At 69.8% G+C, this 12,271-nt stretch carries 10 protein-coding genes; 5 read left to right on the forward strand and 5 right to left on the reverse strand.

Annotation, left to right across the window (positions count from 1 at the left end; all coding sequences use genetic code 11):
* Window positions 1–35: 35 nt before the first annotated feature.
* Window positions 36–755 (reverse strand): HMA2 domain-containing protein, encoded by a 720-nt coding sequence (locus CKO41_RS13895; protein ID WP_200382748.1) that lies wholly within the window; start codon window positions 753–755, stop codon window positions 36–38.
* 248 nt (window positions 756–1,003) lie between these two features.
* Here CKO41_RS13895 and CKO41_RS13900 point away from each other — a divergent pair, with 248 nt between their 5' ends.
* The gene (locus CKO41_RS13900; protein WP_200255470.1) at window positions 1,004–1,627 is read left to right on the forward strand and encodes a histidine phosphatase family protein; all 624 of its coding nucleotides are present in this window, start codon (window positions 1,004–1,006) and stop codon (window positions 1,625–1,627) included.
* Window positions 1,628–1,695: 68 nt separating this feature from the next.
* Here CKO41_RS13900 and CKO41_RS13905 read toward each other — a convergent pair whose 3' ends face one another.
* The 4 genes from CKO41_RS13905 to trhA form a co-directional block, all read right to left on the reverse strand.
* Window positions 1,696–2,805: a DUF4340 domain-containing protein gene (locus CKO41_RS13905; RefSeq protein ID WP_200382750.1), complete on the reverse strand. Its 1,110-nt coding sequence runs from the start codon at window positions 2,803–2,805 to the stop codon at window positions 1,696–1,698.
* A gap of 21 nt (window positions 2,806–2,826) precedes the next feature.
* Window positions 2,827–5,718 carry a Gldg family protein gene (locus CKO41_RS13910; RefSeq protein ID WP_200382752.1) on the reverse strand — a complete coding sequence of 964 codons (2,892 nt, stop codon included), beginning with the start codon at window positions 5,716–5,718 and terminating at the stop codon, window positions 2,827–2,829.
* Window positions 5,711–6,652, reverse strand: coding sequence for an ABC transporter ATP-binding protein (locus CKO41_RS13915; RefSeq protein ID WP_200252040.1), 942 nt, complete (start codon window positions 6,650–6,652; stop codon window positions 5,711–5,713). The genes CKO41_RS13910 and CKO41_RS13915 overlap by 8 nt, the downstream gene beginning before the upstream one ends.
* A 102-nt stretch (window positions 6,653–6,754) precedes the next feature.
* Window positions 6,755–7,369 carry a PAQR family membrane homeostasis protein TrhA gene (trhA, locus tag CKO41_RS13920; RefSeq protein WP_200252036.1) on the reverse strand — a complete coding sequence of 205 codons (615 nt, stop codon included), beginning with the start codon at window positions 7,367–7,369 and terminating at the stop codon, window positions 6,755–6,757.
* Window positions 7,370–7,677: 308 nt separating this feature from the next.
* Here trhA and CKO41_RS13925 point away from each other — a divergent pair, with 308 nt between their 5' ends.
* From CKO41_RS13925 to CKO41_RS13940, 4 genes are all read left to right on the forward strand, one after another.
* Window positions 7,678–9,393: a DUF2868 domain-containing protein gene (locus CKO41_RS13925; protein WP_200252032.1), complete on the forward strand. Its 1,716-nt coding sequence runs from the start codon at window positions 7,678–7,680 to the stop codon at window positions 9,391–9,393.
* Entirely contained in the window at window positions 9,393–10,838 is a 1,446-nt protein-coding gene (locus CKO41_RS13930) for a GTPase/DUF3482 domain-containing protein (RefSeq protein WP_200252029.1), read from the forward strand. Before CKO41_RS13925 ends, CKO41_RS13930 begins: the two co-directional genes overlap by 1 nt.
* Window positions 10,839–11,369: 531 nt before the next feature.
* Window positions 11,370–11,597, forward strand: coding sequence for a hypothetical protein (locus tag CKO41_RS13935; RefSeq protein WP_200252027.1), 228 nt, complete (start codon window positions 11,370–11,372; stop codon window positions 11,595–11,597).
* Window positions 11,598–11,791: 194 nt separating this feature from the next.
* Complete coding sequence (locus tag CKO41_RS13940) at window positions 11,792–12,256, forward strand: DUF2269 family protein (protein ID WP_200252025.1); 465 nt, start codon at window positions 11,792–11,794, stop codon at window positions 12,254–12,256.
* Window positions 12,257–12,271 lie beyond the last annotated feature (15 nt).

Genomic DNA, 12,271 nt, shown 5'->3' on the forward strand with positions numbered 1-12,271 from the left:
TAGCGGGGGCTTGGGGCGGGTGGTGCCGCGCTAGGCTAGGCCATGCGGTCGCCCGAGGCGTCGAGCAGGCGCGGCGTCGGCGCCGCGAGTTGGCGCCACCAGCCGGCGAGGCGCTGGCCGAGCGCCGGCGGTCGCGACACCCCTTGCGGCCCTTCGCCGGTCGGCCCATTGAGGAGCGGCTGAGAGAGCTGGTAGGCCCAGGCCGCGCTCAGGCTCGGCTGAGCCGCGCGCTCGGCGCCCCTGGTCGCCGTCTCGGCGGCCTGCTCATGCCACCAGGCGCGCAGCGAGGTGCGGAGCATCCAGCGGGTGATCCGCAGGTTGACACGGCAGAGGAGCGAGGGCGCCTCCGGTGGCGCGATCGTCGGCCGCAGGCCGAGTCGATCGGCGAGGCTCGTGCGCACGGCGGCGCGGGAGAGGGTGCGCGACGGTCGTGGCGGGGTGCGGCGCTGGATGGGTTGTGGCCCCGGCCGCAGGCGCGGTGGCTGAACGGTCAAGGCTGGCCGAACCGCCGCCGCGGGCAGTGCCCCGGCCTGTTGCAGTAGGCCGCGCAGTCGCGCCTCGATCGCCGGGCCGGTCCAGCGCGTCGGGTCGAACTGGATCACCAGGCTGCCGCAGGCCGGGTTAGCCCTGGCCTGGTCGACGCCTGCGTCGGCCCGCAGCGTGGCGACGATGCGGGTCGCGAGGCCGGCATTGCGATGGAGGACAGGGACGTGGAGCCGCAGCCGTCCGGGGACCTGGTGACGAATCTCGATCATGGGGCGTTCCGCTTCGGCGAGGAGGCAGTGGCCAAGATCATATTAAGATCTATTCGCATGTGCAATCCTGTCGATCGCGATCGTCGGAGCCGGCGAGCCGTCGTCCCCCGACCGATCGCCGGTGCCCGGATCCCGTGCGGTGCCCTTCGGTCAGGGCCGGGGGTCGTTGGGTGTTGCGTCGTGTGGCCGAGGGTGCGACCGTTCGCGCTCGGCGATCGATGGCGACGCCGCCACCGGCAAGAGGCGCGATGACGACTGCGACCAGGCTCTGCATAGTGCGACACGGCGAGACGGACTGGAATGCCACCGGGGTCCTGCAGGGGTGGACCGACGTGCCACTGAACGATCGCGGTCGAGCCCAGGCCCGGGCGCTGGCCCGCGAGCTCGCCGGCGCCGGCTTCGCCGAGGTCTGCGCGAGCCCGCTGCGGCGCTGTCTGGAGACCGCGCAGATCCTCACCGAGGCCTGGGGGCTCGCGACCCCGCGCGTCTACGAGGGGTTGAAGGAACGTCACTTCGGGTCGTTCCAGGGGATGGCGAAGGCGGAGCTCGCGATCCTGCACCCGGGGCTGCACGAGGAGATCGTGCGGCGCAATCCGGCCTGCCACTTCGATGCCGGCGAGTCGCTGGACCACTTCGCCGATCGGGTCATCGCCGCGCTCGAGGAGATCGCCGGTCGCAATCTCGGGCGGTGGGCCCTGGTCATCACCCACGGCTGGGTCATGGATGTCATCACCCGTCACGCCCGCGGGCTGCCGCGTACGGCCGTGCTCGGGATGAAGCGCAAGAACGGCGAGGCCTTGTGGCTCGCCCCCGGGTCGCGGGCGCCGCTCGTCGAGACGACCCCGCCGCCGCTCGTCCCGGCGGTCGGCTGACGCGAGGGGCCGGCGCCGCGCGCCTTCCATGGCGCGCCCCTGCGGTGGGTGGGGACGGCGTCTGGGCCTCAGTCGGTCTCGGTCGCCGGTGCCTCGGCGGCCTCAGGCTCGGGCGCTGGGTCGTCCGCGGTCGTGGACGCCCCGTCCCCTCCCGCTGCCGGCGGCGGCACGAGCAGGCTCGCCCGGGTCGCGCCGATCAGGCGCTCGGCGGCGTAGGTCGGGAGCTGCAGGAAGTAGGGCTCCTCGGCGACCTTGAGGACGTAGCGTGCCTGGGCCGCGTCGGCCTCGGTCTGCTCGTCCGGTTTGGCGAACCGCGAGAGCCGGTAGCCGACGGTCTCGCCCGAGGCCAGCGCGAGCCGCCATTCGACGACTGGCGTGTCCTGGCCGTATTCGGCCTTGGGTTCGGTGCCGAGCACGCGGGTGAAGGTCAGTAACGCGAGCTCGCTCGCCAGGTCCTCGGCGGCCCGCTGGTCGAGCTGCTCGCCGTCACTGGCCTCGCCGAGGAGCCAGCCGTCGCCGTCCTCGGCGCGCGCGAGCGTCACTTCCGGTAGCTCGATGCGCTGGATGTCGCGCAGGTCCTGGTGCAGCCAGGCGCGATCGACCCAGTCGTCGGCCCGGGTCGTGGTGTCGGCCGGGCCGAGGTCGGCCTCGTAGATGGCCGTGTCGTCACCGGCCCGCACGTACCGGCGCCGGAAGCCGGCGGCATCGCCTAGGTAGAGGGTCGCGAGGGTGTCCTCGCCTTGGCCGATCTGGAGGCGGCCCTCGAAGCCCTCGTCGGCCACCTTGAAGCGCCCCTGCGCCTCCGCCGAGGTCGCGACCGGCAGGCGCTTGCGCAGGCCGGCGAGCTGCTCGATCAGGCCGTCGACCTTGGCCTCGGCGGCCGGAAAGCCTTCGAGGTCGGCGATCACCCAGCGCCCGTCGCGGCGCTCGAGCGTCAGCGGCTCGGCCCCCGTGTGCTCGATGTGCAGCCGGTCGATGGCGGTCCGCTCGAAGGCGAGGAGCGGGGTCTCGGGGCTCGCCGTCAGGCCGCCCCGCCCGAGCGAGAGGACCAGCGCGAGGCCGAGCTGGAGGGCCAGGACCAGGGCGAGGATCGGGACCGTCGGACTGGGGCGCGGCCTGCCGTCCCGAGGCCTGCCGTCCCGAGGCCGGCCGTGGTCGGCGGTGACAGGTTCGGTCACAGAATGGGTCGCGTGCATCGCTCAATCCCTCCCGCCGTCGAGGACCAGGTCGTAGAAGCCCCGCCGGCGTGCCCGCGCGGCGCGGTGCGCCAGGTAGATCAGGCCGAGCCCGGCCAGGGCCAGCGCATAGTTGAGGTATTCCCAGAACAGCCGGCCCTCCTGCCCCAGGGGCTCCAGGAGCCGCGAGTACTGGCCTTGGCCGCGCAGCGCGAGCAGGCCGCGGTCCTCCAACGCCCAGTCGGCGGCGTTCTGGATCAGCTCGACCGGCTTGGTGTAGATGGTCTGGGTCGCCTGGCTGGCGAGCGACATGGCCGCATCGGTCAGGAAGCTCGCCGAGCCGATGAGGATCAGCCGCGCCGAGCCCGGCGAGGTCTCGACGACGCCGGAGAAGACCGGTGCCGCGGGCTCGGCCGCCTCGTCGTCGGTCTCGGTCTTGTCATCGTCGGCCTCAGGCTCGGCGGCGAGGAGCGGCGAGGGCTCACCGGCGAACGCCGAGCGGAAGCGGCCCTCGATCGCGACGCCCAGGAGCTGCCGGCCGGTCGCCTCGCCGACCGGGAAGCCGAGCGGGCCGTGGGCGTCGAAGTCCGGCTGGATCTGGGGGCTGTCGCTGGTCCAGGCGCGTGGCGAGCTCTTCAGGAGCTCGATGACCTGGCGTCCCTGATGCTTGTCCTCGGCGAGCGCGATCGGCGAGGCCCAGTTCAGCGTGAGCTGGCCGAGGCCGGCGGTCGGGCCCTCCTCGGCGAGGCCGTCGCCGCGGATGTCGGGGAAGTAGGGATAGGCGAGGCTGCGGATCTCCTCGATGACGAAGCCGCCGAGGTCGCGCTGGACCGGGATCGGGAACGGCGTGTTTTGCGGGTCGAGGACCAGGGTCGGCGCGAGCGTCGCGCCCATCTGCGCGAGCCAGTCCTCGAGGCCGGTCTCCTGCGGCTGCGCCGAGATGCTGTTGGCTTCGAGGTCGATGTGATACGGCGAGGCCGCCATCAGCACGGTGCCGCCCTGCATCAGGAACTGGTCGACGGCGAAGACCTGCTTGGCGCCGAACGCCTCGGGCTGCACGACGACGAGGAGGTCGGCATCGTTCGGCACGCGGCCGTCGCCCAGGTCCGTGCGGGTGACCTTGAAGCCCTCCGCGAGGGTCGTCTCGAGGACGGCGAAGTCGTTCGGCCCGTTCATGCCCGGGTAGGCGCTCGGGCCCTGCGGGGTGTAGAGGGCCAGGGTCTTGAGGTAGCCGGGCGTGAAGCGACGGAGGCCGGCCTCGATCGCGCGCTTGAGGCCCGCCTTGGTCGTGTCCTCGGGCAGCGGGACCGGGATGGCCTGGTCGCCGGACACGAGCGCCAAGCTGAGCCAGAAGGGTTGCGGATCGATGAGGCTCAGCACGAGCGGGCGGAAGCCGAAGCGCTCGCCGATCTCCTTGGCCAGGGCGCCGTCGCCGGCATCCGGGTCCTCGAAGCTGTAGCGGAAGCGCCCGTCGGAGGCCTGCGCGAGCTCCTCCAGCGCGGCCTCGAGGTCCTCGACCAGTCCCGGCAGCGGCTCCGGCAGCCGCTCGGCGGGCGAGAGGTAGGCGTGGAGGGTGACAGGTGCGTCGAGGCCGGAGAAGAGGTCGCCGCCGCCGCGATAGCCGTAGAGGACCTTCTTGATCGTGCGGGTCAGGTCGTACTCGGGGTTGCGCAGGCGCACGTCGAGCTCGCCCTCGCCGCGGCCCTTGACCTCGATGAGGTCGGCGAAGCCGAGGTGCTCGAAGCGGTCGCCGTACTGCACGACGATGTCGAAGTAGGAGTTGACGACGCTGGCCTGGTACTTGTCGGCCGTCTCGAAGGCGACGGGGCGGATGCCGTAGCGTTCGCCGGCCTCGCGCTCCAGGTCGGGATCGGCGAGCGGGTCGACGACCTCGACGCGCACACGCCCGCCGCCGGCGATCTGGTACTCGCGCAGCAGGTCGCGCAGTTGCGGGACGAGCGGCGCGAGGAGCGGGTGGGTACGGGCGCTGAAGTAGCCGCGGATCAGGAGCGGCTCCTGGAGTTGGTCGAGGTAATTGCGGGTCGCCTGCGAGATCGAGTAGACGCGACCCTCGGTCAGGTCGACACGCGCCCAGCCGAGCGGCTGGAGCCACAGGTTGCCGGCGATGAAGTTCGCGGCCAGTAGGGTCGTGATCAGCCCCCAGCGGCGGTGGCGCTCGGTGCGTTGGCTATCTTTGGCCCAGCGCAGCCGTTCGAGGCTGTAGACGGTCAAGGCCAGGAAGACGCCGACGACGCTCAGATAGAAATACAGGTCGCGCAGGTCGAGCACGCCTCGCGAGATCGACTCGAAGCGCGAGCCGCTGCCGAGGCGCTCGAGAATCTCGGCGCCCTGGTGGCCGAAGAACGCGGTGATCGCGTGCGCGCCGAGCAGGAAGAAGAGGCCGCAGACGAGCGCCGTGCCGATCAGGGCGACGATCGGGTTGTCGGTGCGGCTGGAGATGAAGACCCCGATCGCGATGTAGGCGGCAGCCAGCAGCAGGGTCGCGAGGTAGGCACCGATGACCGGGCCCCAATCGAGCGGGCCGAGCAGCGCGACCGTGATCGGCAGCGGCAGGGTCAGGGCGAGCGCCACCGTCACCAGGGCCTGCGCGGCCAGGAACTTGCCGAGCACGAGCTTCAGCGATGAGACCGGCAGGGTCAGCAGGGTCTCCAACGTGCCGGCGCGGCGCTCCTCGCTCCACAGGCGCATCGTCAACGCCGCGACGAGGAAGATCAAGAGCAGCGGCATCCAGTCGAAGAGCGGGCGGGTATCGGCGATGTTGCGGGCGAAGAAGGTCTCGACCCAGAAGAAGACGAACAGCACGGCGGCCAGGAAGGCGCCGATGAAGAGGTAGGCGACCGGCGAGCCGAAGTAGCCCGTGAGCTCCTTGCGGGCGATCTGGAGGGTCTCAGACATGGGCTGCCTCCGGGTGGGCGTTGACCTCGCGGAACAGGGTCTCGAGGTTGCGCTCCTCGCGTTGCAGGCCGTAGAGCGACCAGCCGGCCTCGGCGATCGAGCGTGCTACCTGCGGCGCGGCGGCGTCCGGGTCGGCGGTGTCGAGGAGGTAGCGCCAGCGGCCCGCCGCGGCGCTGTCATCGAGCGGCGCACAGGCGCTCACCCCCGTCAGCCCGCCGAGGCGTCCGGCGGCCTCGGTCGGCGGGCGGTCGAGGGTCACCAGCAGGCGGTGGGTCGCGCGCAGCTCGGCGAGCCGCGCGTCGAGGGCCAGGCGCCCGGCGCGCAGGATCAGGACCCGGTCGCAGACCGCCTCGACCTCCTGGAGGATGTGGGTCGAGATCAGCAGCGTCGCCCGCTCGGCGAGGTCCGCGATCAGGCTGCGCATGTGTTCGATCTGCGAGGGGTCGAGGCCGTTGGTCGGCTCGTCGAGGATCAGCAGCGCCGGGCGATGCAGGATTGCCTGGGCGACCCCGACGCGCTGGCGGAAGCCGCGCGAGAGGGTCGCGATCGGGACGGTCGCCTTGGTCTCGAGCGCGGTGCGCGCGATCGCCTCGCGGATCGCCGCCGGGCGCTCGGCGTGGGCGACCCCCTGCAGGGCGGCCCGGTAATCCAGGTAATCGATGACCGTCATCTCGGGGTAGAGGGGGCAGTTCTCGGGCAGGTAGCCGATACGCCGTTGGATCGCGCGTCGCTCGGCGGCGATGTCGAGCCCGTCGATCAGGATCTCCCCGGCGCTCGGCTCCAGGTAGCCGGTCAGCATCTTCATGATCGTCGTCTTGCCGGCGCCGTTGTGGCCGAGCAGGCCGACGATCTCGCCTCGACCCACCTGGAAAGAGACCCTGTCGACCGCCTTTAGGTCGCCGTAGCGGCGACTGAGCTCTCGGACCTCGATCATGGGTACCTCGTGGTGCGTGTGGTAATTCGGGAAAACAGCGCAACAGACCGCGCGGCGCCGTTCGGGTTCCCTCGCGGGCCTGCGGGCGCCGTCGGTCGACGCTCAGAAGTAGAGGGCGATCGCGAAATAGTGACAGACGCTGCCGGCCAGGACGAACAGGTGCCAGATGCCGTGGCACCAGCGGTAGCGGTGGTCAAGGGCGTAGAAGACGATGCCGGAGGTGTAGAAGAGGCCGCCGGCGAGGAGCCAGTGGAACCCGGCCGGTGGCAGGGCGGCGATCACCGCGTCGAGGGCGAACAGGCACAGCCAGCCCATGACCAGATAGATGACCATCGGCACGATGCGCGGTCCGGGCAGCGGCAGGGCGTCGAGGACGATGCCGACGACGGCCAGGCTCCAGATCGCGCCGAACAGCCACCAGCCGGTCGCACCGCCGAGTGCCACCAGCGTGAAGGGGGTATAGGTGCCGGCGATCAGCAGGTAGATGGCCTGGTGGTCGAGCACCCGGAAGACGCGTTTGGCTCGGCCCGAGAGGCTGTGGTAGAGGGTCGAGAAGAGATAGAGCAGGAACAGGGTCGCGCCGTAGACGCTGAAGCTGACGATCTTGCGCAGGTCGCCGTCGACTGCACCCAGGGTGATGAGGACGGCACCGCCGGCCAGCGCCAGGGCGGCCCCGACCAGGTGCGTGATGCTGTTGAACCGCTCGCCTTTGTACATGGTCCCTCGGTCTCGAAGTCGTTGATGACGTTGGTCGCGGCACGCGATCGGGAGGGGGCGCGCCGGGGGCGGTGGGACTCCCGTCGCGCGGCCCTGCTGGGCATGCCGCTGCCGCACCTTTTCGGTATACTGCGATCAATCGTGTCGTGCGCGGCCTGTGCGGCGATCCCCCGCTCGGGCGATGTCGCGCGTTGAATGAACTTCAGATCCCGGTATACCTTGCGCCCTCCCAGCCCTGGCATCGCCGCAGAGCCGCCAGCCGCGACGCTCTGTAGACCGGTCTGTTCCTGAACTTTTCGAATAGGTCCATGGCTCCCAGTCCCCTCTATTCCACCAATTCCACCGCTCCGCCGGCCGCCGGCGATGTCCGCTGGACGGTCGCCGACCTGATCGACTTCGACTACTACGTCGATGAGGACGAGCGCGCCCTGCGCGAGAAGCCAGGCCTGCGGAAACAGCTCGCCGAGCGCGACCGCGCCCTCTATCTGGGCGGCATCAAGGACGCGACGGCGGGTCAGAAGGAGCATACGCCGAAGCATCGCAGCGCAGCATTGCGGCTCTGGTTGGAGGCGCGGCGTGGCATCGAAGACCCGCAGTTGCGCGGCCTCCTGCCCGGTGAGACCTTCGCCCGCGGCCAACGGCTCGTGATCCTGGGCCTCGGGGCCGTCGGCCTGCTCGCCGGCATCGGCATGGCCTCGGCGCTGCTGAGCTACGACGGCCAGCGGCCGGTCAACGTCGGCTGGTTCATCTCGCTGCTGGTACTCCTGCAGCTGTTCCTCGCCGGTTTCACGGCGGCCGTTTGGTTGGCGCGCAGCTCGGGGCCGATGCGCTCGGTCATGGAGGACTTCTCGTTGCTCTCGCGCATCATCGCGCCGCTGTTCGCTCAAGCGGCGCGCTGGGTGCAACGCACCCGCCTCGGGCACGTGTCGCGCGAGGTGCGCGACAAGGCAGGTGCCAAGCAGGGACTGTTCCGCTCGCACCATGCCCTCTATGGCTCGGCCTCCTATCTGCCGCTCCTGATCCCGGCGCAGGTGTTCGGGGTCGCCTTCAACGTCGGCGCGATCCTGGCGACTGTCTCGCTGGAGTGGTTCACGGACCTGGCCTTCGGCTGGGGCTCGTCGCTGCACGTCGATCCCCGGACCATCTACGAGATCGCCCGGCTCATCGCCTTGCCCTGGAGCCCGTTCTTCGGCGAGGGCGTCGGCTATCCGAGCCTGGATCAGATCGCCGGCTCGCGGATCGTGCTGAAGGATCCGCTGTTCATCCTCCATGCCGAGGATCTGCGCTCCTGGGGCCTGTTTCTCATCCTCTCGCTCGTGACCTACGGCCTGCTGCCGCGGTTGGCGCTGCTCGGTGCCTCGGTCTGGGCGCAACGGCGTGCGCTCGCCTCGCTGCCCTTCACCCATGCCCGTACCCAGGGGCTCTATGCCCGCCTGGTGACGCCAAGCCTGGAGACGGCCCAGACGGGCAGCGGCGTCGGCCCCGAGATGGCGATCCCGGCGGCCCCGAGCGTCGCGTCCGTCCCGGCGGCCCCGAGCGTCGCCGAGCCGGCCGCCACGGGCGGCGGCATCCCGCTCGATGCCTGTCTGTTGATGATCCATGTGGACGTCGACGAAGTGCTGGAGGCGGCGGATCGCGAGCGCCTGGAGCGCCTGCTGCGACAGCATACCGGCTGGCGGGTCGCGGTGTCCTGCATCTTCGGCGGGAGCAGCGTTATGACCAACCGGGCCATCGAGACGGTAGAGGGGGCGCGCTGGCAATCGCCCCCGCCCCGTGTCGTGCTGATCGAAGACGGCACGCAGCCGCCGATCACCGAGAGCCTCGGCTTCCTGCGCAAGCTGCGCGCGGCGGTCGGCACCCAAGGCCAGATCGTCCTGATGCTGGTCGGGGATGCCGATGCCGAGGATCGACTGCGACCCTTGAGCGATTTCGACTTTTTGGACTGGCAGCGCAAGATCGACCAGATGGGGGATCCCTATCTGCGTCTCGAGATGCTGGCACCGTCCGCCAATGGAGTGCGTTAATGGCCGCTACGACAACACCAATACTCGCCATCATGGGGCACCCGAACGCGGGCAAGTCGTCCGTCGTCGCGACCCTGACCGAGAACGACCGCATCCAGATCGACAAGCGTGCCGGCACGACGACCGCCGCCGATCACTATCCGGTCGTCATCGATGGCAAGACGGTCGTCGAGTTCATCGACACCCCCGGCTTCCAGAACCCGAGCTTCATCCTGGAGTGGTTCCAGGCCCATCCCGATGAACCCGATCTGGCCCGCGCCTTCGTCGATCTGCACTGCGCCGATCCGCTGTACGTACACGACTGCACGCTGCTGCGACCGGTCGCCGAGGGTGCCGCGATCATCCTCGTCGTCGACGGCTCCAAGCGCATCAAGGAGAAGGACCGCGCCGAGATCGAGCTGCTGCGCCTGACCGGGCGGCCGCGCATGGCGATCCTGAACAACACGACCAATGTCACCGACTACATGGATCAGTGGCAGGACATGTTGAACAAGGCCTTCAACGCGGTGCGCGAGTTCAACGCCCACCGGGCGACCTACGACGAGCGCATGCGCCTGATGGCGGCGTTGAAGACCATCGATCAGCGCTGGGAAGACCGCATCGACGAGACGATCGAGACCTTCGCCCGCGATTGGGACCGGCGCATCGACCAGACGGTGACGACCATCATCGGCCTCCTCAAGGAGGCCATGGCACTGCGGGTGACCGAGATCGTCGACGTCAAGGACCGCGGCTCGGCGGTCGAGCGCGAGGCGATCAAGGCCAAGCTCACCGAGTCGTTCGAGGATGCGCTGCGCAAGCTCGAGACCAAGGCCCAGGACGAGGTACGCGGCCATTTCCGACACAATGTCTGGAACATCTCGCCCGAGTCGATCCTGCAGAAGGACCTCTTTTCCGAGGAGGTCGGCCAGGCCCTCGGGTTGTCGCGCAGCCAGTTGGCGCTGGTCGGCGCCGCGGCTGGGGCGACGACCGGCGCGACCCTCGACCTCTCCTTCGGTGGCACGACGCTCGGCGCGGCAGCCCTGCTCGGGGCGGCCACCGGCGGCGCCCTCGGTGTCTTCGGCGGCGCCGCGCTGGCGAAGATCGACATCCAGAAGGCGATCGGCATCGAGCGGATCTCGATGGGGCCCGTGACCAATCCGCGCTTCCCCTTCGTCCTCCTCGATCGGATCCTGCTCTATTGCGCACGGGCGATGAACTGGTCCCATGGGCGGCAGGCCGCCGACGAGGACGCCCCGAATCGCGTGCCGGACCGGGAGCTGCCCACGAGGAAGGCCTTCACCGAGGAGCTCGCGACGGATCAGCAGAAGAAGCTGGCCAAGTTCTTCGCGACCGTGCGCAAGGGCAAGGAGTCCCGCGATCTCGAGGAGGCCTGTCGTCAGACCATCCGGGGCGTGCTGCGCGGCTTGTCGGAGAGCAAGATCGACAGCCGGGCCGATCTCTAGCGCTAGCGGGGCGGTGGCGCGCGGACGATCCGGGCGGCCAATCGCCGGCGGGCCGGCCCTATCGGCGGGCAGCCGCGCCGCGCGGGTTGGGTGCGCCGGTCGCCAAGACGGGCACCGGCCCGTGCGCGCCGCAAGCCGACATCGGTCTCGGCGGGGGTGGCGTGGCCGGCTGTCGGGTTACGCCGCGGGGGCCAACCCCACCTACGGCCTGAGCCGATCTCGTATGTGATCGCCTGGGCGATTCGGTGCAGGTGCGGCCTCAGCCGCACGAAGGCCGCGCGATGGTCCCCGAGGGGCGGGGCTTCGCCCAGCGCACCCCGACGCGGATCGACTGGCAACCGTTCAACCATCCCGCAAGAGGCCGGAGAACCGATCGGTCAGGGTCGGACCGGCTTTCCTGTCGCCCCGAGGGGAAGAACGGCGGTATCATACGACGTTTTTTTCATCCCGGTCCTCTTCCCGGGGGCTAGGAGGCGCGCCTGGGGCGCATTTTCACGCCAATGTCGGCATCGATTCGGAGAGACTGAACACATGCTTACCACCATCACGACGATCGCGGGTTTCGGTGTCGGTTCCCTGCTCCTCCTGATCGCCATCTTCTTCGCGATCAAGAGCCGCACCTTCGGCAAGGACATCATCAGTCTGGTCGTGATTGCACTGGTCATGATCGGGCTCTCGACCTGGCAGGTCGTGAAGCCGAACCTCCAGGCCGAGGCCGGGTACGTCCCCTGGGATGACACCGCGACATCGTCGGATTGAGTGGCGCACGAATCCCCGGGGCCTGGTCGGGTCGCGACGGCCTCGACGCCAGTGCCCGGCCCGGGCCTGCGGGCGAGCTTCATCGAGGGGAGCGCGGAGGCACCCTCCCGTTTCGTCGTACTACCCCCTGACGGGTGGGCTGTGATTCGCGCCGCGCGCAGTGCTGGGCGGGCCGGCGCTTCAGCGAGACTGCCGTGACCTACTTCCTCTTCAAGACGATTCACATCCTGGGTGTCATCATCCTGGTCGGCAATGTCACCGTGACCTTCATCTGGAAGGTCTACGCCGACGGTACCCGCGACCCGGCCGTCGTCTCCTTCGCGCAGCGGCTCGTGACCTGGACGGACTGGGCCTTCACGGCCGGCGGCGCGGTCCTGATCATCGTCGGCGGCTATGGCATGACGGTGGTCGGCAACCTCGATCCGATCGGCATCGGCTGGCTCTTCTGGAGTCAGGTCTGGTTCTACGGCATCGGGGTCGTCTGGCTGTTCGTGCTGGTCCCGATCCAGGTCGTGCAGGCCCGTCAGGCGCGAGAGTTCGCGGTCACGGGTACGATACCGGCCTCCTATTGGCGCCTGTGCTGGTATTGGAACATCTTCGGCATCACCGCGACGGTGCCCTTCCTCTACGTCCTCTATCTGATGGTCGCCAAGTCCTGAGCGGCCCTTCGGCGT

This window comes from Thiococcus pfennigii, assembly GCF_016583835.1.
Taxonomy (GTDB): Bacteria; Pseudomonadota; Gammaproteobacteria; order Chromatiales; family Chromatiaceae; genus Thiococcus; species Thiococcus pfennigii.

What these genes read in the sequence shown, in the direction of transcription:
- CKO41_RS13935 (WP_200252027.1), top strand. Translation starts at nt 11,370, where the DNA reads ATGCTTACCACCATCACGACGATCGCGGGTTTCGGTGTCGGTTCCCTG.
- CKO41_RS13915 (WP_200252040.1), bottom strand. Translation starts at nt 6,652, where the DNA reads ATGATCGAGGTCCGAGAGCTCAGTCGCCGCTACGGCGACCTAAAGGCG.
- CKO41_RS13900 (WP_200255470.1), top strand. Translation starts at nt 1,004, where the DNA reads ATGACGACTGCGACCAGGCTCTGCATAGTGCGACACGGCGAGACGGAC.
- CKO41_RS13925 (WP_200252032.1), top strand. Translation starts at nt 7,678, where the DNA reads ATGGCTCCCAGTCCCCTCTATTCCACCAATTCCACCGCTCCGCCGGCC.
- CKO41_RS13895 (WP_200382748.1), bottom strand. Translation starts at nt 755, where the DNA reads ATGATCGAGATTCGTCACCAGGTCCCCGGACGGCTGCGGCTCCACGTC.
- trhA (WP_200252036.1), bottom strand. Translation starts at nt 7,369, where the DNA reads ATGTACAAAGGCGAGCGGTTCAACAGCATCACGCACCTGGTCGGGGCC.
- CKO41_RS13910 (WP_200382752.1), bottom strand. Translation starts at nt 5,718, where the DNA reads ATGTCTGAGACCCTCCAGATCGCCCGCAAGGAGCTCACGGGCTACTTC.
- CKO41_RS13930 (WP_200252029.1), top strand. Translation starts at nt 9,393, where the DNA reads ATGGCCGCTACGACAACACCAATACTCGCCATCATGGGGCACCCGAAC.